The 20,355-nt window shown below is 45.3% G+C and carries 20 protein-coding genes; 12 read left to right on the top strand and 8 right to left on the bottom strand.

What is annotated here, in order from left to right:
• Window positions 1-169: 169 nt before the first annotated feature.
• Window positions 170-937, bottom strand: coding sequence for a uridine phosphorylase (gene udp / locus ACYFDN_RS20060; RefSeq protein WP_483512458.1), 768 nt, complete (start codon window positions 935-937; stop codon window positions 170-172).
• A 242-nt stretch (window positions 938-1,179) separates the two neighbouring features.
• Between udp and ACYFDN_RS20065 the strand changes: the two genes are divergently transcribed.
• Window positions 1,180-1,587 carry an META domain-containing protein gene (locus tag ACYFDN_RS20065; protein WP_016402076.1) on the top strand — a complete coding sequence of 136 codons (408 nt, stop codon included), beginning with the start codon at window positions 1,180-1,182 and terminating at the stop codon, window positions 1,585-1,587.
• Window positions 1,588-1,597: 10 nt separating this feature from the next.
• Here ACYFDN_RS20065 and ACYFDN_RS20070 read toward each other — a convergent pair whose 3' ends face one another.
• From ACYFDN_RS20070 to ACYFDN_RS20080, 3 genes are all read right to left on the bottom strand, one after another.
• On the bottom strand, window positions 1,598-2,647 hold the full coding sequence (locus ACYFDN_RS20070; protein ID WP_483512459.1) for an SO_0444 family Cu/Zn efflux transporter: 1,050 nt from the start codon (window positions 2,645-2,647) through the stop codon (window positions 1,598-1,600).
• A complete protein-coding gene (gene zntR, locus ACYFDN_RS20075) occupies window positions 2,631-3,038 on the bottom strand; it encodes a Zn(2+)-responsive transcriptional regulator (protein WP_483512460.1) in 408 nt (135 codons plus the stop codon). Before zntR ends, ACYFDN_RS20070 begins: the two co-directional genes overlap by 17 nt.
• A 122-nt stretch (window positions 3,039-3,160) precedes the next feature.
• Entirely contained in the window at window positions 3,161-3,577 is a 417-nt protein-coding gene (locus tag ACYFDN_RS20080; RefSeq protein WP_483512461.1) for a VOC family protein, read from the bottom strand.
• Window positions 3,578-3,708: 131 nt separating this feature from the next.
• Between ACYFDN_RS20080 and soxR the strand changes: the two genes are divergently transcribed.
• The 9 genes from soxR (at window position 3,709) to ACYFDN_RS20125 (ending at window position 13,823) form a co-directional block, all read left to right on the top strand.
• The gene (gene soxR, locus ACYFDN_RS20085) at window positions 3,709-4,170 is read left to right on the top strand and encodes a redox-sensitive transcriptional activator SoxR (protein WP_483512462.1); all 462 of its coding nucleotides are present in this window, start codon (window positions 3,709-3,711) and stop codon (window positions 4,168-4,170) included.
• A 79-nt stretch (window positions 4,171-4,249) separates the two neighbouring features.
• The gene (locus ACYFDN_RS20090; RefSeq protein WP_016402081.1) at window positions 4,250-4,426 is read left to right on the top strand and encodes a DUF6435 family protein; all 177 of its coding nucleotides are present in this window, start codon (window positions 4,250-4,252) and stop codon (window positions 4,424-4,426) included.
• Window positions 4,427-4,554: 128 nt separating this feature from the next.
• Window positions 4,555-6,318, top strand: coding sequence for a sensor domain-containing diguanylate cyclase (locus ACYFDN_RS20095; protein WP_483512464.1), 1,764 nt, complete (start codon window positions 4,555-4,557; stop codon window positions 6,316-6,318).
• 295 nt (window positions 6,319-6,613) lie between these two features.
• Window positions 6,614-8,206 carry a bifunctional phosphoribosylaminoimidazolecarboxamide formyltransferase/IMP cyclohydrolase gene (gene purH / locus ACYFDN_RS20100; protein ID WP_220719188.1) on the top strand — a complete coding sequence of 531 codons (1,593 nt, stop codon included), beginning with the start codon at window positions 6,614-6,616 and terminating at the stop codon, window positions 8,204-8,206.
• A gap of 85 nt (window positions 8,207-8,291) precedes the next feature.
• Window positions 8,292-9,581, top strand: a complete 1,290-nt coding sequence (gene purD, locus ACYFDN_RS20105) for a phosphoribosylamine--glycine ligase (protein WP_483512466.1) — start codon at window positions 8,292-8,294, stop codon at window positions 9,579-9,581.
• Window positions 9,582-9,736: 155 nt separating this feature from the next.
• A complete protein-coding gene (locus tag ACYFDN_RS20110) occupies window positions 9,737-10,333 on the top strand; it encodes a YitT family protein (protein WP_483512468.1) in 597 nt (198 codons plus the stop codon).
• A gap of 9 nt (window positions 10,334-10,342) precedes the next feature.
• The gene (locus ACYFDN_RS20115) at window positions 10,343-11,539 is read left to right on the top strand and encodes a methyltransferase (protein WP_483512470.1); all 1,197 of its coding nucleotides are present in this window, start codon (window positions 10,343-10,345) and stop codon (window positions 11,537-11,539) included.
• 74 nt (window positions 11,540-11,613) lie between these two features.
• Entirely contained in the window at window positions 11,614-13,239 is a 1,626-nt protein-coding gene (locus tag ACYFDN_RS20120; RefSeq protein ID WP_483512471.1) for a hypothetical protein, read from the top strand.
• On the top strand, window positions 13,239-13,823 hold the full coding sequence (locus tag ACYFDN_RS20125) for a DNA-3-methyladenine glycosylase I (RefSeq protein ID WP_483512473.1): 585 nt from the start codon (window positions 13,239-13,241) through the stop codon (window positions 13,821-13,823). The genes ACYFDN_RS20120 and ACYFDN_RS20125 overlap by 1 nt, the downstream gene beginning before the upstream one ends.
• A gap of 70 nt (window positions 13,824-13,893) precedes the next feature.
• Here the strand turns inward: ACYFDN_RS20125 and ACYFDN_RS20130 are convergent, their stop codons facing one another.
• Together ACYFDN_RS20130 and ACYFDN_RS20135 are read right to left on the bottom strand one after the other, a co-directional pair.
• Entirely contained in the window at window positions 13,894-15,060 is a 1,167-nt protein-coding gene (locus ACYFDN_RS20130) for an acyltransferase family protein (RefSeq protein ID WP_483512474.1), read from the bottom strand.
• Window positions 15,061-15,071: 11 nt separating this feature from the next.
• Entirely contained in the window at window positions 15,072-15,512 is a 441-nt protein-coding gene (locus ACYFDN_RS20135; protein WP_483512476.1) for a hypothetical protein, read from the bottom strand.
• Window positions 15,513-16,537: 1,025 nt separating this feature from the next.
• On the opposite strand from ACYFDN_RS20135, the gene ACYFDN_RS20140 reads away from it, so the two are divergent.
• A complete protein-coding gene (locus ACYFDN_RS20140; RefSeq protein WP_483512478.1) occupies window positions 16,538-17,491 on the top strand; it encodes an NADPH:quinone reductase in 954 nt (317 codons plus the stop codon).
• Window positions 17,492-17,545: 54 nt separating this feature from the next.
• Here the strand turns inward: ACYFDN_RS20140 and ACYFDN_RS20145 are convergent, their stop codons facing one another.
• Both ACYFDN_RS20145 and aqpZ read right to left on the bottom strand, forming a co-directional pair.
• Window positions 17,546-18,613 (bottom strand): TRAP transporter substrate-binding protein, encoded by a 1,068-nt coding sequence (locus ACYFDN_RS20145; RefSeq protein ID WP_483512480.1) that lies wholly within the window; start codon window positions 18,611-18,613, stop codon window positions 17,546-17,548.
• Window positions 18,614-18,813: 200 nt separating this feature from the next.
• A complete protein-coding gene (aqpZ, locus tag ACYFDN_RS20150; RefSeq protein WP_016402094.1) occupies window positions 18,814-19,512 on the bottom strand; it encodes an aquaporin Z in 699 nt (232 codons plus the stop codon).
• A gap of 279 nt (window positions 19,513-19,791) precedes the next feature.
• Here aqpZ and ACYFDN_RS20155 point away from each other — a divergent pair, with 279 nt between their 5' ends.
• Window positions 19,792-20,331 (top strand): YfaZ family outer membrane protein, encoded by a 540-nt coding sequence (locus tag ACYFDN_RS20155; RefSeq protein ID WP_016402095.1) that lies wholly within the window; start codon window positions 19,792-19,794, stop codon window positions 20,329-20,331.
• Window positions 20,332-20,355 lie beyond the last annotated feature (24 nt).

The raw sequence follows: 20,355 nt of genomic DNA on the forward strand, positions 1-20,355 counted from the left end.
TTACACCTCTACACCTTAAGACGCTGATTTAAATGCTATTATTTTTACAGCGATTGCCGATAACTCCGTTAAAGCGAACAAAAAAGCCCAGTAGACCTTAGCGATTTACTGGGCACAAATTTGGAAAGGACTGCCAATACATCAGACAAAATGTATTGGCACTTTGTGTTTAGCCGAGCATCTTACGTGCGGCTTCAACCACAATGTTTACTGCTTGATGTTCGGTGTTTTTCATCAAGCTTTCGTCTGGGATCTCTTGCTGGGTTCTATTCACAATCACACCTGCTACACAGCCTGCTTTTAAGCCTTGCGAGGCACACATGGTAAATAAAGTGGCGCTTTCCATTTCAAAGTTAAGTACGCCCATGGCTTGCCATTCTTCCATTGAACCTTGGAAGGCTTTAACTACGCGACCAGACACCGTGTCATAGCGCTCTTGGCCTGGGTAAAAGGTATCGCTAGAAGCAGTTACACCCACATGACAGGTTGCCTTAGCGTCTAATGCCGCACTGTTTAAAGCTTGCATACAAGAAAAATCGGCTACCGCAGGAAACTGCATGGGAGCAAAGTGGCTGCTGGCGCCATCTAAGCGAACCGAAGCAGTAGTTACAATTACATCACCCACATTAATATGTGGCTGGATAGCGCCGGTAGTACCTACCCGCAAGAAGGTGCGAATACCTAATTGAGCCAACTCTTCAACGGCAATTGAAGTAGATGGCCCGCCAATGCCGGTTGAACATACTACAACGGGTGTACCGTCCAATTTACCTAGGTACGAGGTAAATTCGCGCTGCGAGGCTAAAAGTTCCGGTTCTTCTAATAACGAGGCAATACGTTCTACACGCTGCGGGTCGCCAGGAATAATGGCTAAAGTTGCGCCTTTTAGCATCTCTGGATTTAAGCCAAGATGAAATACACTCGCTTGCTGGTTCATGTTTACCTACTTAATGTCGTCCAATGATTGATGAGCAGAGCATAGGACGAGAACTGAGCAATAAGTGTGAAACATCTCGCATTTGAAGCGAACTTAGCAGCAAATAGCCTAATAGTTACTGCTTGTGTTGATCAAAACGCCTGCTCAAAAAAACATTAAATTTATCAATAATCGAACTTTTCTTGGCCGCTGTGTTCTACAATAGCCTGAAATAGTTTTTGTGCTTACTTGAGGTAACAACCATGAATAAACAGCTACTTATTGGCTTAACTTTAACCCTAGGTTTAGCCGGCTGTGCCAGTAAACAATCGGAGCCAAGCATGGATTTAGCAGATAGCCGTTGGTATATGACGGGTGATTTCTACAACATTGCAGATATTAAGCTGCCAGCATTTACCTTAGAAGAAAATGAAAACGGCTTTAAAATTTCTGGCACCACAGGCTGCAATAACTTTTTTGGCCAGGCAGAGTGGGATGGAAAGCAACTCAACGTTACCCAACCAATAGGCATGACCCGCATGTTGTGTGACGACATGGCGAACAAAATTGAAATGGAATTTGTTCAAGCGCTAGAAAAACCCTTAGTGAGTGATGGTGAGAACTTACGCTTAAACAACGGTGCAATGTTTAAGCGCGTACCAAAAAGCTAAGTCTTTAGTTTTATACGGTAGCGCTAAACCAGCGCTGCCGTGCATCTTTAATCCCCGCAACAGCCATCAATGCTGCAATCACAGCACTACTACCCAAGACCCACCAGCTAGTAACTAGTTGATGCTCTTGCCACTCTACCGGATTTACTTGCCACTGCCATTGAGCAATTGCCCAGTCTAATCCCCAACCAAATGCCATAGCGCTAACAACCACCCCAACTAAATAAGCGACCAATGCTCGCATGCCCATTTCTTGGCGAACCAACATTAGTGTTGCGATGTTAGTGGCTGGGCCAGCCAACATAAACACCAAGGCAGCTCCTGGAGATATGCCCGCAATAATTAAGCCTGCGGCAATTGGCGTTGAAGCAGTGGCACAAATGTACATGGGGATCCCCACCAACACCATTACCACCATGGTGATCCATCCTTGCCCCCATCGAGTCATAAAGCTTTCGGGCAAGTAAGTTTGAATGAGTGCCGCAAAGACTAAGCCCAACACTAGCCACAGGTAGCTATCTTCCACTAACTCTACAAAACTTTGCAGCCATTGTTTAGAATTAACTTTTGTCCTGCTCTGCGCTGGCGAAGGCTTGGCCTCACTGGCACAACTATTTTTGCCACTACAACAGCTTTTAACCTCGGTAGTGCTGGCTGACTCGTCCTCGCCTTTGCCAACCAATAAGCCGGCTACAATAGCACTTACTATTGCCGCTATTGGCCTCACAACCGCCATTACCGGCCCTAGCAGGGCATAAGATACGGCTACTGAATCCACTCCAGTTTCTGGGGTGGCAATTAAAAATGAGGTAGTGGCACTTTTAGACGCGCCAGCGCGGCGCAATCCCATGGCCGCGGGAATTACCCCACAAGAACACAAAGGCAGCGGCGCACCAATCAATGCGGCTTTAACTGTGGTGCTGGCTTTACTGTTACCCAAGTGCTTAGCTAGCCAACGGCTAGGTAAGCCTAACTTAAGGCTAGCTGCAATCACAAAGCCCAAAAACAACCATGGGGCTGCGCTTAAGAAAAGGTTTATAAAGTTATTCAATAGCATCATCTAAGGCCTTTAGTATTGAACAGGAACGTGCACTTTCTTCTCCGCCACAGCAGGCATCGTGAAGAGTTTTAAGGGTTGTTTCGAAGGCTTTTAGCTCTGCTAGTTGCTGCTGCACCTTAGCCAGTTTTTGCCCTACAACATTGCTCACATCGTTACAGCTGGCGGTTTCAGCATGCTCTCGCAGAGTGAGTAGCTCCAATATATCCTTAATTGATAAACCGGCTTGTTTAGCGCGCTGAATAAACCTCAAACGCGCTAAATCTTGCTTGCTGTACATACGGTAGAGGTTCTCGCCGCGAGCAGACGGCACCAACAAACCTTTGCGTTCGTAAAAGCGCAAGGTTTCCACCGTTAAACCACTTAGCTTTGCTAGCTCACCAATCTTGTACATAACCATCCTCCATTTCTTTTATGATAAACCCTGTAGCTAGGTATAGGGTCAAGAGTTTTATTAAAGAAACAAAAAAGCCTGATAAAAATCAGGCTTTTGGGGATAGTGATTTTGACCTTGCGCTACTCGTAACGATTACGCTCTTCGGGCAAGTCTGATGAATACTCAACAAACTCCACTTCAAAGTTATTCGGATCGCGAAAATACACATTACGACGATGGCTACTTTGGGCCCCTTCATGGTGAATCTGAAAGCCTGCATTTAACATACGAGTAATTAAACCGTCTAAATCAGCCGTAATATAAGCAAAATGCGCCATACCTATTTGATTCCCTTCAAGCGGCCGATTCTCCCCATAACCTTGATCGTTAAACGTAAGGTATTGGTCATCATCGCCAAAATGTAACCAATGCCGCTCTAACCCATACCAAGTTTGCTTACCCTCTCCTCTCACTTGCCAATGAGGGAAAGCCGCTTGATAAAAAGCCAAGGTTTGCTGCATGTCTTTTACCACTAAGTTCAGATGTTCAAATTGCATCGTGTTCTCCTTTGCGCTTTTAGTGCTAATTAAAGCTATTTATTGTTACTGTGCTTATCAGCCTAAAACCTCAACTTAAGTTGAGGTAAAGAGATTTTTTACCTAATCTTTAAAATTTGTAGGAAATAGCTATGCAAGAGCGACCTAAACAGGCCTTGTCTGTTGGTTTTGTGGCTAAACGCTGTGGTATTAAGGTGTCTACGCTGCACTTTTACGAAACTAAAGGTTTAATTAATAGTTGGCGTAATCACGGTAATCAGCGGCACTATCATCCCGATGTACTGCGGCGGGTATCGGTCATTAAGGCTGCTCAAAAAATGGGGATAAGTTTGGCAGAGATAAAAGCAGCTTTTGCCAAACTCCCCAATCAACGTACCCCTAATAAAACCGACTGGGAAGCGCTCTCGCAGCAATGGCGCGAGATACTAAATCAACGTATCAAACAGCTGGAGAATTTACGTGATTCCCTCACTGGCTGCATCGGATGTGGTTGTTTATCCATGAAAAGCTGCCCGCTCTATAACCCCGATGACCAACTCGCCAGGGAAGGACAAGGACCGGTTATTTTAAACCGCAATAACCAGTCCTCATAAAAAAGTCATCTTTTTCCCGCATACTTGAGAACTATTTACTGCCTTAAAGCGTTCTACTGTTAATAACAAAGGAGTGTCTATGTTTAGTTTTCTAAAACCTAACCCACTTAAGCGCAAGCGCCAAAAGTACGATGCATTGTTGGAGTCTGCAATGCTGGCTCAGCGGCGTGGAGACATTATGACTTACTCGATGTTAAGCGCCGATGCTGACGAACTATGGAAAGAAATAGAGCAACTTGAATCACAGCAAAAATAATTAACAAAAACCACAGCAACAGCTTCGCAAGTTGCTGATATAAAAGTTATTTTCTTCTATACAGTTGAGTCATTTCGCTAAGCCGTCCATACTGGTTAAAAATCAAGCAAACATAAACAACTAGTCAAATGGCCGACAGAAAGACCGTTACACCTCAGTTCAAGACAAAATACATAAAGCTCGGAACCGTTGTGGCAATGGTGTCTATATTCAGCTTGGCTATTTTGGCGATTGTCTTTACCGCGCTTGAAAACATTGAACAAGAAGTAGAACAAAAGGTTAAAGAGTCACTGCAAACGGTACTGCGAGCTACCCAGGAAGCCCACCATATCTGGATTCAGCACCGGCTTTTGGAATTGAGCAATGCTGCTCAGTCAGAGTCGGTAGTGCGCTCTGCTAGCATAATTAGTCAGCCAGACAGCCCCTCAATCATGCGCGCCAACGCAGAAGCCAGCATTAAGCGAAGCTTTGCGCTGATGATGGAGACCTATCAAGATAAAGCTTATTGGTTAAGTGACTTAAACGGGCAGGTGCTCTATTCCAATAGATCTAGAGACATCTACCAAACTCACCCCTTGTTTGAATTTAAAACCGACAAAATGGAGCAAGTACTCACCGGCGAAACCTTATTTATTACCGGCTTGCCGCAACAAACTAAACACAGTAACAACATGTACTTTAGTGCCCCGGTATTTAATGCAGATAAGCAGTTACAAGCGGTGCTTATTGTGAGTGTTAACCAAAGTGACCACTTCAGTCGAATTACTCAATTGGGTCGAATTTGGGATTCAGGTGAAACTTACGCTTTTGATCGCAATGGCTTAATGCTTTCGGCAAGTCGCTTTAATGAGCAGCTGCACCGCTTAGGCTTGCTGGAACCAGGTCAAGATGCCATCAACAATTTGCATATCAGTGATCCCAACTCAGCCAACCAGCAAAACAGTAAAACCCTCACCTTGATGGCCCAAAGCGCCACCCAAGGAATTACCAGTTACGACCTTAAGGGCTATCCCGACTATCGGGGGATACAAGTAGTGGGAGCTTGGACATGGCAACCCACTTATGATTTTGGTTTAACCACCGAAATCGACAAAGCCGAAGCTTTTCAAATCTACTATCGAACCCGCAACATCGTGCTGCTGGGTATCATCAGCTCTTTGCTAGTAGCGGTGAGCTTATTCTTATTACTCTACTTTAGCCAACGCAACGCCAAACAAGACTTGCGCCAAGCAAGAATGGTATTGGAAGATCGAGTAAAAGAGCGCACTGCAGATTTAGAAGCCTCGCAACAGGAACTACGTACCGCCTATCGCGAGCTAGAAAAACTGGCAGTTACCGACAGCCTTACTGGCATTCCTAACCGACGTTGTGCCGATGAATTTCTTGAACAAGAATGGCGACGCGCCCAGCGTGGTGGCTACCCCATTACTATTATGCTTATCGACATTGACCACTTTAAACAATACAACGACCATTATGGCCACCCAGCTGGCGATGTATGTTTAGAGAAAGTGGCTCAAACCTTAATTGCTACTGGAATTTGTAAACGCCCGGGCGATCTTATCGCTCGCTACGGTGGTGAGGAGTTTATTGCGATTTTGAGCAATAGTGATTTCGACTATGCTGAGTTCTCGGCCAAGCGACTAGTAAAGGCCATTAACAAGGCCGAAATTCCACACCAGTTTAGTTTGGTAGAAAAGCAAAATCACATCACTATCAGTGTGGGCGTATCCATTGCCGAAAGTGCCGATATAGGTTTAACAGAGATTATAGATTTGGCCGATAAAGCACTCTACTTAAGCAAGCAAAACGGCCGCAATACCTTTCGTTTTCAGCTGCCACCAGCTGATTCATCCACATTACACATCGATTCAAGCTCAAAGGTAGATTGATATGGCTCTAGTTGGTAAGGGTAAGAGTGAAAAACAGTCACTTAAGCTTATACTCCAGCTAAAGCCGCAGTTTTTGCTTACCAAGTGGTCAACTATCGCTATTTAAGCGCTTGGCGTAACGGTCAATTTAAGCTTTTGTTTCGTTCTATTTGCCCTCCATACCAACATTTCTCAGTTAAAAACGGCGCATTCTTCACACTTTTGCTGTAAAATGCGCGCCTCAAACCTAAGTTGTTTATTTTTCGGGCAACTTGTACCGCTAGCGCATGTAACTGCTAATGAGGATAAAACCCCAATGGAAAACGCTCGACCGATTCGACGTGCACTGATTAGTGTTTCAGATAAAACAGGCATTATCGAATTCTCACGATCTTTAGCCCAACAAGGTGTAGAGATCTTATCTACTGGTGGCACCGCAAAATTACTGGCCGAAAACGGCATCGAAGTTATTGAAGTATCTAACTACACTGGCTTCCCAGAAATGATGGATGGACGTGTTAAAACTTTACATCCAAAAGTACACGGTGGCATTTTAGGTCGACGCGGTACCGATGATGAAGTTATGAACAACCATGGCATTAATGCTATCGATATGGTTGTTGTTAACCTTTATCCTTTTGCAGCAACAGTAGCCAACCCAGATTGTAGCCTTGAAGATGCAGTAGAAAACATCGACATCGGCGGCCCAACTATGGTGCGCAGTGCGGCTAAAAACCACAAAGACGTAACCATTGTGGTTAATGCATCAGACTACGATCGCGTACTCGCCGAAATGGCAGCCAACGATAAGTCGCTAACTCACGCTACTCGCTTTGATTTAGCCATTGCAGCCTTTGAACATACTGCAGCTTACGACGGCATGATCGCCAACTACTTTGGCACTATGGTACCTAGCTACGGCGACAACAAAGAAGGCGACGAAGACAGCAAGTTCCCACGTACCTTCAACAGCCAATTCATTAAAAAGCAAGACATGCGCTATGGCGAAAACAGCCACCAAGCGGCAGCTTTTTATGTTGAAAACAACATTGAGGAAGCTTCAGTATCTACTGCCACTCAACTTCAAGGTAAAGCCTTGTCGTTTAACAACATTGCCGATACTGATGCAGCACTAGAATGTGTGAAAGAATTCGACGAGCCTTGCTGTGTAATTGTAAAACACGCAAACCCTTGTGGTGTTGCTCTAGGTGGCAATATTCAAGAGGCTTACGAGCGCGCATACAAAACTGACCCAACTTCGGCCTTTGGCGGCATTATTGCCTTTAACCGCGAGTTAGATGCCGATACTGCTGAAGCCATTGTGTCTCGCCAGTTTGTAGAAGTAATCATTGCCCCTAAAATTTCTGAAGCCGCTGCACAAATTGTTGCTGCTAAGAAAAACGTACGTTTATTAGAGTGTGGCGAATGGTCAACTAAAACCACCGGTTTGCAGCTTAAGCGTGTAAACGGCGGCTTATTGGTTCAAGATCGTGACCAAGGCATGGTAACTCAAGACGAACTAAGCGTTGTGAGCAAGCGCCAGCCTAGCGAAGAAGAGTTGCGTGATGCACTATTCTGTTGGAAGGTAGCCAAGTATGTTAAGTCTAACGCCATTGTTTACGCAAAAGGCAACATGACTATTGGCGTAGGCGCTGGCCAAATGAGCCGCGTATACAGCGCTAAAATTGCTGGCATTAAAGCCGCCGACGAGAAGTTAGAAGTAGCAGGCAGCGTAATGGCATCGGATGCATTCTTCCCATTCCGCGATGGTATCGACGCAGCAGCCGAAGCAGGCATCACTTGTGTGATTCAGCCTGGTGGCTCAATGCGTGATGACGAAGTGATTGCAGCAGCCGATGAACATGGCATGGCCATGGTGTTCACTGGCATGCGCCACTTCTACCACTAAAAAACCACAGCCAGCCTCGCGCTGGCTGTTTTGTATTTCGGCTTGGTAAGCCAAGCCCCGTTTACTCAGTATTGGATAGACAAACATGAACGTACTTGTGATTGGCGGCGGTGGCCGCGAACATGCTCTAGCATGGAAGGCTGCACAATCTCCTTTAGTTGAAAAAGTATTTGTTGCCCCAGGTAACGCCGGTTCTGCACTAGAGCCTAAGCTAGAAAACGTAGCAATTGGCGTAGAAGACATTGCTGCCTTACTTAGCTTTGCTCAGCAAAACCAGGTTGAACTCACCATTGTTGGTCCAGAAGCGCCATTGGTTATTGGTGTGGTTGATGCCTTTAGAGCCGCAGGCCTTAAAATCTTTGGCCCTACTGAAAAAGCAGCTCAACTAGAAGGCTCTAAGTCATTCACTAAAGACTTTTTAGCCCGTCACGACATTCCAACTGGTTACTACCAAACCTTTACTGAGGTTGCCCCTGCAATTGCCTACGTAAAAGAGCAAGGCGCCCCCATTGTGGTTAAAGCCGATGGTTTAGCTGCAGGTAAAGGCGTAATTGTAGCTATGACTGAAGCCGAGGCAATTGCCGCTATTGAAGATATGCTTGCCGATAATGCCTTTGGCGAAGCCGGTTCTCGCGTGGTAATCGAAGAGTTCTTAGACGGCGAGGAAGCTAGCTTTATCGTAATGGTAGATGGCAGCAACGTATTGGCAATGGCCACCAGCCAAGACCACAAACGTGTTGGCGATGGCGATAGCGGCTTAAACACTGGCGGCATGGGTGCTTACTCGCCAGCTCCAGTGGTTACACCAGAAATCCACCAGCGCATAATGGATGAAGTGATCATGCCTACGGTTAAAGGCATGGCCGCTGAAGACAATGAGTACACAGGCTTCCTATATGCTGGATTGATGATTATGGCTGACGGTTCGCCAAAAATCATCGAATACAACTGCCGCTTTGGCGACCCAGAAACTCAACCAATTATGATGCGTATGCAGTCTGACATTGTTGAACTGTGTTTAGCTGCTGTTGACCGTAAATTGGATGCTAAAACTGCTGAGTTTGATCCTCGCGCAGCAATGGGCGTAGTGCTAGCTGCTGCTGGCTACCCTGGCTCTTACCCTAAAGGTGACGTAATCACACTGCCAAGCCTTAGCGAAGAAACCAATAGCGCTAAAGTGTTCCATGCAGGTACTAGCGAAAAAGACGGCACCATTGTAACTAACGGCGGCCGCGTATTGTGTGCTACCGCTCTAGGTAACAACGTTACCGAAGCCCAAGCAAATGCCTATGCGCTAGTGAAAAAAGTATCTTGGAATGGCATGTTCCACCGTAACGATATTGGTTACCGCGCAATCGCCCGCGAAAAAAGCTAAGTAAACCAAGCCGCCTGGCAACAAGCGATATATCAAGCCACTGTAAATGACATTTATAGTGGCTTTTTTTGTTTTATATCTCCCAGGCAGTTCTTTATCTCAATTATCAAAGAGCGATGCTATTATTCACTTGTCGGTATTAACTAGAGATATTTATGGAACAGCATAATTGGCTAGAAGATATATTAGCCTTGCTTATTGGCACTACCATGGTGGCCTTAGGCGTGTTCTTTTTTAAAGAAACCCAACTTCTTACTGGCGGCACCGCCGGTTTAGCCTTGCTTGCCAGCCAATTTATGAATTTGTCTTTTGGGCAAATGTTCCTGCTCATAAACCTACCCTTTTTTGTACTAGGCTTTGCCAAAATGGGGGCAGCCTTTACTTTTAGAACTGTAGCTTGTGTACTTTTAGTGTCGGTGTTTACCGATTACATGCATCTAGTCATCGACATCGCCCAACTCAATAGGATTTATGCGGCACTGAGTGGTGGATTTTTAATCGGCACTGGCATGCTTATTCTAATTCGCCATAAAGGCAGTTTGGGCGGTGTGAACATCTTAGCTCTGTATCTACAAAAGCGTTTTGCGATTCGTGCTGGACATGTGCAAATGGGCTTAGATGTGGTGATAGTAACCGCCTCTTACTTCTTAGTGCCACTTAGTGTGTTACTGTGGTCTATTACTGGTGCATTTGCCTTGAACATAGTAATTGCACTTAATCACAAAAGTGGTCGCTACCAAGGGTTGTCTTAATCTTTCGCTATGTTTAATCAATCACTCGAAGCGGTTTTTCTCCAGCACGACCAATTACTCCAAGGCTACCACCAATATTGGCAGTTCAGCCCTTTTCAGCAACACAGTTTACCTTGGCAAAACCAAGCGTTAGTGGACCAAGTAAAAAACTTAAACACAACGCAAATTCAACAACTTGAACAATCTCCTGAACAAGCGGTTGAGTTGTTGGCTAAGTACTTCCCCGAACTAAAGCCATGTTTAGCACTATGGCAACCCCAAGCGGCAAAAAACGCCGATTTGGAGACCCCATTTTGGTTAACCAACGGAATAAAGGGGCGAAAGGCAGCACAAATTCAAGCCTTTAGCGAACAGCTCCAAGGTGAAAACTTACCAATACTGGAGTGGTGCGCCGGCAAAGGGCATTTAGGGCGTTTAATTAGCTTTCACCATCAATTGCCAATAACCAGTTTAGATTGGCAAGCAAGTTTGTGTGACAGGGGCCAGCAACAAGCTAATCAACTTAAACTGCCACAACAGTTTCATCACTGCGATGTACTTGAGCCAAGCGCCCAGCAGCACCTCAAAAGTAAGCAACATGCGGTAGCGTTGCATGCCTGTGGGGAGTTACATCTGCAGCTACTGCGCTTAGCCGCAAATCATAAGCCGCAAAAACTCAGTGTTTGCCCCTGCTGTTATCATTTAATTAACAGCTCTCACTACCAGCCTTTATCAAAGCTGGCTAAGCAAAGTGCACTTACCTTAAGCAAAACAGATTTACGATTGGCGGTGGCGCAATCGGTCACCTCTGGGCAGCGAGTACAAACTCTACGTCAGCGCGAAATACACTGGCGACTCAGTTATCAAAGCTTACGCGAAGAGCTCACTAACACCGAACACTACCAAGCGCTGCCTTCTGTTGGTAAGCAGTGGTTCAGTAAAGATGCCCAATTTTCAGACTTTGCGCAGTGGGCCTGCCAACAACATCAAATAGGCTTTCCCGATACTTTTGATCAACAGCTTTACCTGGAAAAAGGCCAACAACGCCACTTGTTAGTAAGGCAACTCGAGTTAGTACAACTGCTATTTCGTCCTATTATGGAACGGTGGTTATTGTTAGACCGCTGTTTATTTCTTCAACATCAGGGCTATCAAGTTGGATTAATGGAACTTTTTCCCTTTAAAACCAGTCCACGTAATGTATTAATACAGGCGCAGCTCAGCTAACTCTGGTTTACACTTTTAATTGCTACACTCGCGGCTTGATAATTATTGTCGCTTGTTCAAACTTTGGAGACGCTATGTCACGCCGTTTAATTTTGGTTTTGTTATGTTTCTGTTTCAGTGCCGCTGCGACAGAACAAGAAAATCAATATGAAGAACTCTACGATCAAAAGCTTTCTGACATAGAAGAAACCACAACAGAGATTAGCCATCAGCAAGTAGAAGTAGACTCGAACTTAACAGAGTCAAACACAGAAGATGACTCAGTTGAAGCTGAAGCAGGCAGCGTTAGCGAACCGCAAGCAGAACTGGCTTTGCCCGAACCACCTAAGCCAATCATTCCTATCGTAGCCGGTAAAACAGACCAAGCCAGCGCCAGCCAAACTACCGAAGAACAGCCGCAGGAAGAAACTTGGGGGCCACTGTCTTTACTCAATACCGAGCTTAGTCCAAATAGTAGCGCTACCCTAGACTGGTACTCTGGCCACCTACCAGGCGGCTTTGAGCTAGCCACCCCAGTAGTAGTGATACACGGTAAAGAGCCTGGTCCACGCGTTTGTATCACTGCGGCGGTACACGGTGATGAAGTAAACGGCGTGGAGATAGCGCGCCGGGTGGTTAAGCAGCTGGAACCTGAGCAACTAAAAGGTACGGTTATCTCTGTGCCTGTGGTAAATATTGATGGTCTGTTTCGCAAAGATCGCTATATGTCTGATCGTCGTGACCTAAACCGTGCATTCCCAGGTAGCCCAAACAGCTCAACCGCTTCGCGAGTCGCCTACAGCCTCTTCAATAGCATCATTCGACACTGCGACAGCTTGGTTGATTTACATTCAGGATCGATGTTTCGCGAAAACCTCACTCAGCTTCGCGCAGATTTAACCATTCCAGAAGTCTCTGAGTTAGCCAACCAATTTGGTGCCATTCCGGTACTGCAAAGCATTGCGCCCTCGGGCAGCTTGCGCGGCGCAGCTACCGCAGCTGGCATTCCTACGGTAGTGATGGAAGTAGGTGGCCCCTACACTGTGGACGAGAAGCAAGTAGATACTGGAGTAAAAGCGGTGCAGAGTTATTTAAGCTCTGTGAACATGTTGCCACGTTCGTTCTTTTGGTCTTCACCGCAGCCGGTGTTTTATGCCTCGCAATGGTTACGAGCCCGTGATGGCGGCATCCTGTTAAACAGGGTCGAGTTGGGTGCTAGAGTCAACAAAGGCCAACTACTCGGCACTATCTCCAACCCCATTACTGATGATGTAGAAGAGGTCTTCTCGCCCTTTAATGCAGTGGTGATCGGCCGTGCTCAGAACCAGGTGGTGAGTGCTGGTTTTGCCATCTTCAACCTAGGTGAGCGTCGGACCATTGAAGACCTAGAACAAGAAGGTGAGCAGATTAAGAAACAAGTGGCCGCGCAAAATGCTGAACAATTGGGCATGGCTGAAGGCCAGACAGAACAGCCAGCCTTAGATAGCGAGCAGCAAACCGAGCAAACGCCAGCTGCAACTGAAGCCGCTGGACCGGAAGCAGCCACCGAGCCAAGGCAAAACAGCGCCAATCAAGAAGCAAGCGTTGAAGAGCCTGCAGCCACAAGCGAAGCGGCTCCAGCAGAGCCAGCAACAGCTGTTCAGCCGGCCACAGACCCTGCGCCTGTTCTAGAACCTATTCCGGAAGAGCGCATGCCGCAACCCGAAGATGAGGATGGATAATGAGCCAACAGCAACGCTGCCCATGGTGCGGGGATGACCCCTTCTATCAGCAATATCACGACCAAGTTTGGGGTCGTCCGGTCTACGACTCTAAGGACTTATTCGCCAAGCTATGCTTAGACGGGCAGCAAGCTGGCTTATCTTGGATCACCATCCTGCGTAAGCAGCAGACTTACTATCAAGCCTACGCGGATTTTGAGCCTAGCCAGATCGCCACGTTTGACCAAGCTAAAGTTGAAGAGCTACTGCAGAACCCCGGCATTATTCGCAACAAGCTCAAGGTGAACTCGGTGATCCGCAACGCCAAGAGCTACTTGGCAATGCAAGAACAAGGCATCGATTTTAGTGAGTACCTGTGGAGTTTTGTTGGTGGGAAACCCATTCAGAATAGCTGGACCAGCATGGCCGACATCCCCACAGAAACCGCCGAATCACAAGCTATGTCGAAGGCGCTAAAAAAAGCCGGCTTTAATTTTGTCGGCCCCACTATTTGTTATGCATTTATGCAAGCAGTCGGCATGGTGAATGATCACCTCGTTGATTGCCATGTATACCAAGAATGCCTTGAACTAGGCCGTCGATAATAACGGCTAACATAACAACTAAGCCATGGGAGCAGAGCATTATCACTTTTAGAGATAGTGTTAACAGCCCCTAGGCGCTGCGATTCATTTTGTTTGAACCACGGGCCCAGTTAAGTATCGGCTTTTCCAACAAGTAGAAACTTAATGCGGCTATAGTCCAAGACAAACACACTACCAATGCCCCAATTTGCAAACCAAAGGCAATATCCTCCATGCCCATATAATGGTATTGCGGCACCCACAAAATACGAATGATCTCCATTATCAAATAATGCCAAAGATAAATACCGAAGGATAAAGTTGCGATATGGGAGAACAAGCGATTATCTAACAGCCAGCTGCAATAACGGCTAAAATGGGCGGCCAGCAAAGCGACAGCACACAACATCGAAAACAATGGGGCCAAATAAGCTTGACCAAGGCTTTGGCTAGGCGCTCCCGGGACCAAATAATTTAAGCTCATCCAAGTAGCCAAACCAAAGGCACCGAGAAAAGCCAGATCAAAATAGTAATGCCTCAACTGCTGTTGCTTTTCATACCAAGCAATACCGGCAGCAGCGATAACGCCACACAAAAACTGCCCCATAAAACTGGCAATATTCCAGTAAGGCAGCCACTGTTTTGCTCCACCAATAATTCCGTACTGCCAACCTTTACCTTCTTGGTCGGTCATAAAAAGTAGAACAATTAAGTAATGCAAAAACTGCATTACGATTAGCAACGCGACTCCCCAGGCTATTGCCGCTTTCAGGCTTGCTGTTTTACGTCGCCAAAGCGGCATTAATAAAAGCGGCAGCAATAAATAACAACTCACCTCTAAACCTATTGACCATAACGGACCGTTTATATCGCTGGGGAAAAAACTAATGTAGTGATAAGGCGCAATAAAGCTTAAGCCAGCTAATAGACGTGGCAAGGCATAATCTTGAGGCGCAATTAGCAAGTTTAATAAAACGCTAACAAACAGCACCAAGTAATACGCTGGAATGATGCGAGCGGCTCTTCGTTTTACGTATTCTTTAATGCGTGGCAGAGTTTGAGCAGAAAAATGCGCTTGCCAAAATGGGTAAGCTAGCAAAGCCCCAGATAACACAAAAAACAAACTCACACCTAACTCACCAGCATGCAAGCCCTTAACTAACCAGTGATGAGAATCTAAGCGTTGTGCTAAGTGATGCGCAAGTACAGCTAAACAAGCTAGGGCTCTCATCCCATCGAAACCACGTAAGCTATGCATGTTCCCCCCGCTCAATTTACTCGACTCATAACGGTGATAGCGTGCTGCTTACCCGTTAATTCAGCCCATAACTCGTTTCCTTTAAACCAATATCGAGTTTGGTAGTCAGTATCGCTATAGGAGACTTCACCCTGTTTAAAATCAGCAATAAAGTGCCGAGGCTTGTCGTCTATACCCAAAGCAGCGTTGGCGACATGCTGCAGTACCACTTCAATCTGCTGCGCATTAGGCTGGTGTTTAAAATCAATGGTAAATTCCACGACACCACTCCAACGGCCTTGCCACTTTCCGAAAAAGGCACTGGCATCTTGGCTTACCCGATCTTGCTCTACACCTTTAGGCCGGTCATTAAGCCACCACCGATATAAAGGCAATGCCAAGCTCATAATAAGACTAAGCAAGCATAAATGTCTTAAGTACGACCATGGGATAGTTTGTGTTGATTTCAACATAGGCTCGCCTCCTAGGTGTAGTTTTCCACAACTAGGCCAAGCTAAGCAGCCGGATTACTGGTTTTGCGAGCAAACAATATAATTTTTCTTAAATCGAAGAAAAATTCGTACCGCCATGAAAAAAAACTGCTTCGAATTGAGGCTTTTAAAGAGTATCTCGAGTTGGATAGCTAATCGGGATCTAGGTTGTAACGTTCAAGCAATTAGTTGTGGGAAGATTCAAATCTAGTTGTTGATTGAAAAATACTACTGGGGATTGTATTTGCTTCCTCAGGGAGGTTGAGGAGAGCTGGTTCGCCTGATCGGCGATTACATCATTCTTACTGTAAAACTATTTCTATTTAACTATTTCGGTTTAGCGTTGTTCTGAAATTAACGGCTTAATTCAGCAATGCGTTGTTCTTCAGTTTTTTTGTTTTGTAGGTAGCTTAGTGCAACCCAACCCATAAAATCCATCATAATCATTCTCTCTATATTAGTGTTTAATTTAGCGGCTACGTTCTTGAAGTTTTTGTTCTTCAGTTTTGTTGTATCCAAAGTAGTTAAGGGCTACTAATCCAAATAAATCGTACATAATTTGTTTCCTATTGTTACTTGTTTAACTAGCGGCTACGTTGAGCTACTGTTTGTTCGTTGTTAACGTTTTTAGCGCGAAGAGCGTAATATAATCCGAATAATTCCATAATATGTTCACCTTTATGTTTAAGTTAATTCTGAAAGAAAATAACCTCTGGCAAATGCTTTTTGTTACTAACTTTCTCTTACGGTTTTAATTTTATGCGACACAACGCACATTTAGTATTATGAAATTTAATTTCAATATTATTAAATTTAGCTTTTGGTAATAAAATTACCAAATCGCCTCTTTGAAAACACTTTCATTACATTTTTCTTAGCACGCCATTCAAAAATTCTTTGCTAACTAACAGCAAAAAGATCATTAAGCTGTTACTTCACTCAGCTTTTCCTGCAATTAATTGAGCTACGCTAGGAAAAAACAACGCCCCTAAATAGAAGGAGTAACAATGCAAGCTATTCAAGCTCAACATCATGGCGACACACTTAGCCTTAACCAAATTGACGACTTACAAGCAAATGCCGAGCAGATCCTCATAAAGGTTGAGGCCGCTGGCGTGAACCCTGTAGATACTTACATCGTTGCTGGTACTAACAATTACACCGCGACGTTTCCCCATACTCCGGGAAAAGACGCCGCAGGTACTATTGTCCAGTTGGGCGCCAAGGTAACAGGCTTCGAGTTAGGGCAACGCGTGTATTGTGCAGGTACCATAAGTGGCGCCAGTGCTGAATTATGTTTAGCTAGCCCACAGCAAGTTCACGCCCTTCCCGATGGCTTAAGCTTTGAACAAGGCGCTTGTTTAGGCACACCTTACGCAACAGCTTGGCGAGCTTTGTTTATTCGCGCCAAGGTTCAAGCAGCTGAAACAGTGTTGATTCATGGCGCGAGTGGCGGAGTAGGTTTGGCGGCAATTCAATTAGCCAAAGCGGCAGGATGCAGAGTGTTTGCTACTGCAGGTAGTGATGCAGGTTTAGCCTTATTGAAACAACAAGGTGCAGACCTTGTGGCCAATCACCACCAAACAGAACATTATCAAGCACTACAACAAGCCGGAGCGGTTGATGTCATTTTGGAGATGCTGGCAAATCAAAACCTAGGCGATGACCTTCCCTTGCTTAATAAAGGTGGAAGAGTGGTAATAATAGGTAGTCGCGGCAGCGTAGAAATTAATCCGCGCGATTTAATGGCGCGAGACGCCTGCGTAATGGGTATGGCGCTAGCAAATGCCGATAGCAAACAGCTTACTCAAATACACTCGGCGATATATGCGGGTGCCACAGCCGGTTTTGTGCGTCCTGTAATAAGCCAAAGCTTTAAGTTGGCCGATACCACTTTAGCCCATCAAGCAGTTATGCAAGCAGGTGCTACCGGTAACATTGTTATTCAAATTAACCAGTAAGCAATATCAAATACAAAAAAAGCGGCTTAAGCCGCTTTTTTTATTATCCGTTATTTACAAATCTTTAGTGCTCTCTAGGTAACCAAGATCAGAAATAAGTGTGTAAGCACGCGCTTTTTCAGTGAAGCTTTGCTGCGACTCGATAATCTCTTTAGCTAATGGATCACGGGCGGCGTGTTCCGCTAGCAACTCATCATTGGCTTTTTTCAATGCAGCGAGAACCTCTTTAGGGAAGGTACGCACTTTAATGTCTGGGTACTCTTGCAACATAGTTGCCCAGTTATTGGTGCTCATTGCTGTGGCTTCTACATAAATATCAAAGGCTGTGGCGCGCATTGCCGTTTCTAAAATGGCCTGCAAATCTGCTGGTAGAGATTCAAACTTCTTTTTGTTCACAAGAAACATGTTCTCTGAACCTGGCTCATGCCAACCGGTGTAGTAATAAGGGGCAATTTTGTGAAAACCCATACGTAAGTCTAACGAAGGCCCAACCCACTCTAGAGCGTCAATAGTATTACGTTCAAGAGCGGTATATAACTCAGCTGGCGGAATGTTTACTGGCGTAGCGCCTAGTTTAGCCAGCACTTCACCAGCAAAACCTGGGATACGCATTTTCAGATTTTGTAGATCATCTACACTGTTAATTTCGTTGCGAAACCAGCCGCCCATTTGCACCCCAGTATTGCCACCTGGGAAGGTTAGCAAGTTATGCGGCTCATACACCTTCGCCATGAGTTCTTTGCCACCACCATAGCTATACCAAGCGTGTTGCTCCATCGCCGTCATACCAAAAGGCATGGTGGTAAAAAACATGGTGTTAGGCACTTTGCCTTTGTAGTAGTAAGACGCCGAGTGGCCCATGTCGTACTGACCGCTTTTTACAAGATCAAAAATACCCAAAGGTGCTTTGTGTTTGTTGGCAGAATCAACACGAATCACCAGCCGCCCATCCGACATCTGTTCGGCCATTTTGGCAAAACGTTGCACCCCAGTATCAAGTAGCGGGAATTTAGTTGGCCAAGATTCAGCTAGCTTAAGCTTATAAACCTTGCCCTCTGCAATAGCATTAATAGAAAAACAGCTCGCCAATAACGCAGTAAAACAGAGCAATCCTTTTCTCATGATAAATCCTTATGTGTAGGTAGTACTTTAGTGATTATTATTATGTTGTGTCACTGAAACCTAAAGTCATACTTTAGTTTCATTAACAGAATGATAACAGAGCCTTAGCCTGACTCATACAGCGTTTAAGCCCTAAGTCGAGTGCAATAAAAAAGCCTTTCTAATAAGAAAGGCTTTAAGGTGTTGAAACGAATAAGCAGCTAGTTTTTAGCCGACACTTGCTTGTACATAAGTGCAGCACACACAGCCCCAATAATAGGAGCTACCCAAAATAACCAAAGTTGCCCCAAGGCAATGCCACCCTCAATTAGCGCAGGGGCGGTGCTTCGTGCTGGGTTAACCGAGGTATTAGTAACCGGAATAGATATCAGATGAATAAGAGTTAAACCCAGGCCAATTGCGATAGGGGCGAACCCCGCTGGTGCGCGTTCATCGGTGGCACCCAAAATAATGAATAGAAACATAAAGGTCATCACTATCTCACATACTAATGCGGCCACTAATGTATAACCACCCGGTGAGTGCATGTCGTAGCCATTGCTGGCTAAACCATGACTTGCTAGGTCGTAATCTCCGCTACCACTGGCAATTAAATACAAAATAATCGCCCCCACAAAGCCACCCAGTAACTGGGCACAAATGTAAGGAAACACATCAACTTTAGAAAAACGCCCAGCAACCGTTAAGCCTATGGTAACGGCAGGGTTTAAGTGACAACCAGATATGTGACCAATTGAAAAAGCCATAGTCAGCACGGTTAAACCAAAGGCTATCGACACACCTACTAAACCAATCCCCACTTCGGGGAAGGCTGCGGCTAAAACTGCGCTACCACATCCACCTAATACCAACCAAAACGTGCCGATCCCTTCGGCAATTAATCGATTAAACAACGGCATGTTTGCTCTCCTTTTCAAACATTTAGTGACAAATGCAAGTCATCTTGCTGCAGCCTAACTATAGGCCACAATTAGCATCGTCACTGATTTTTGCTACAGATAAGTGATTTACTTTGTTTTAAAAGCTTAACGCAGCGCTTAAGCAGCTTGTTTAAATAACCTGAAGATTTAAGTTTGTTAGATTTTATATTCGATAAATGCAATGTAATCAGATAATAACTTAGATAAATGGTATGATCTCCGCGTTTTTGTCTGATTAGAGCTTATTGTAGGAGAATTATGTTTAAGCGTTCTTTGTTAGCGGCGAGTCTATTCGCTGTAAGTAGTACCGCAGCCTTGGCGAGTTCAATTAAGTTTGATCTTAATAACGACGTTTTTGAAACAGGTTTTGCAACGCAAATTGCACCTGGTGCAGAGATGTCAGCTAACTACATGTACTCTCGCCCAGAGGGTGATTTAGCAGATTTCGGCATAAAAGCGACTCACCAACAAGACATCCATAAATTTGCCATTGGCGCAAAATTTACCAAACTGTGGGCTAACCACCGTGAAAACCCGCATGCCTTCGCCATTGGTGGCGATTACAGTATTGCCGTTGCCCAAAACCTAAAAATATCGGGCAGCGCTTATTATGCTCCTTCGGTATTAACCAGCAGCGAGCTAAACCGTTACTACGATTTAGACGCCAAGATTGCTTACTCAATCATGCCGCAGGCAGATGTATACCTTGGCTATCGCGCTATTCAATTCCGTTACGCTAACGAACCCGATTTAGATTTTACTAAGGGCCTATATATTGGTGCAGCCTTTAACTTCTAAACAAGAAAAGCCCTGTTAAACAGG

The sequence above is a fragment of the Agarivorans sp. D1326 genome (genome assembly GCF_056958115.1).

Excerpts from the sequence above, each read along its gene's own strand:
- zntR (WP_483512460.1), bottom strand. The coding sequence starts at position 3,038 with ATGTACAAGATTGGTGAGCTAGCAAAGCTAAGTGGTTTAACGGTGGAA.
- soxR (WP_483512462.1), top strand. The coding sequence starts at position 3,709 with ATGCAAGAGCGACCTAAACAGGCCTTGTCTGTTGGTTTTGTGGCTAAA.
- purH (WP_220719188.1), top strand. The coding sequence starts at position 6,614 with ATGGAAAACGCTCGACCGATTCGACGTGCACTGATTAGTGTTTCAGAT.
- ACYFDN_RS20095 (WP_483512464.1), top strand. The coding sequence starts at position 4,555 with ATGGCCGACAGAAAGACCGTTACACCTCAGTTCAAGACAAAATACATA.
- ACYFDN_RS20155 (WP_016402095.1), top strand. The coding sequence starts at position 19,792 with ATGTTTAAGCGTTCTTTGTTAGCGGCGAGTCTATTCGCTGTAAGTAGT.
- ACYFDN_RS20080 (WP_483512461.1), bottom strand. The coding sequence starts at position 3,577 with ATGCAATTTGAACATCTGAACTTAGTGGTAAAAGACATGCAGCAAACC.
- ACYFDN_RS20120 (WP_483512471.1), top strand. The coding sequence starts at position 11,614 with ATGTCACGCCGTTTAATTTTGGTTTTGTTATGTTTCTGTTTCAGTGCC.
- aqpZ (WP_016402094.1), bottom strand. The coding sequence starts at position 19,512 with ATGCCGTTGTTTAATCGATTAATTGCCGAAGGGATCGGCACGTTTTGG.
- ACYFDN_RS20115 (WP_483512470.1), top strand. The coding sequence starts at position 10,343 with ATGTTTAATCAATCACTCGAAGCGGTTTTTCTCCAGCACGACCAATTA.
- ACYFDN_RS20140 (WP_483512478.1), top strand. The coding sequence starts at position 16,538 with ATGCAAGCTATTCAAGCTCAACATCATGGCGACACACTTAGCCTTAAC.
- ACYFDN_RS20135 (WP_483512476.1), bottom strand. The coding sequence starts at position 15,512 with ATGTTGAAATCAACACAAACTATCCCATGGTCGTACTTAAGACATTTA.
- ACYFDN_RS20090 (WP_016402081.1), top strand. The coding sequence starts at position 4,250 with ATGTTTAGTTTTCTAAAACCTAACCCACTTAAGCGCAAGCGCCAAAAG.
- ACYFDN_RS20110 (WP_483512468.1), top strand. The coding sequence starts at position 9,737 with ATGGAACAGCATAATTGGCTAGAAGATATATTAGCCTTGCTTATTGGC.
- ACYFDN_RS20125 (WP_483512473.1), top strand. The coding sequence starts at position 13,239 with ATGAGCCAACAGCAACGCTGCCCATGGTGCGGGGATGACCCCTTCTAT.
- ACYFDN_RS20065 (WP_016402076.1), top strand. The coding sequence starts at position 1,180 with ATGAATAAACAGCTACTTATTGGCTTAACTTTAACCCTAGGTTTAGCC.
- ACYFDN_RS20145 (WP_483512480.1), bottom strand. The coding sequence starts at position 18,613 with ATGAGAAAAGGATTGCTCTGTTTTACTGCGTTATTGGCGAGCTGTTTT.
- ACYFDN_RS20130 (WP_483512474.1), bottom strand. The coding sequence starts at position 15,060 with ATGCATAGCTTACGTGGTTTCGATGGGATGAGAGCCCTAGCTTGTTTA.
- purD (WP_483512466.1), top strand. The coding sequence starts at position 8,292 with ATGAACGTACTTGTGATTGGCGGCGGTGGCCGCGAACATGCTCTAGCA.
- udp (WP_483512458.1), bottom strand. The coding sequence starts at position 937 with ATGAACCAGCAAGCGAGTGTATTTCATCTTGGCTTAAATCCAGAGATG.
- ACYFDN_RS20070 (WP_483512459.1), bottom strand. The coding sequence starts at position 2,647 with ATGATGCTATTGAATAACTTTATAAACCTTTTCTTAAGCGCAGCCCCA.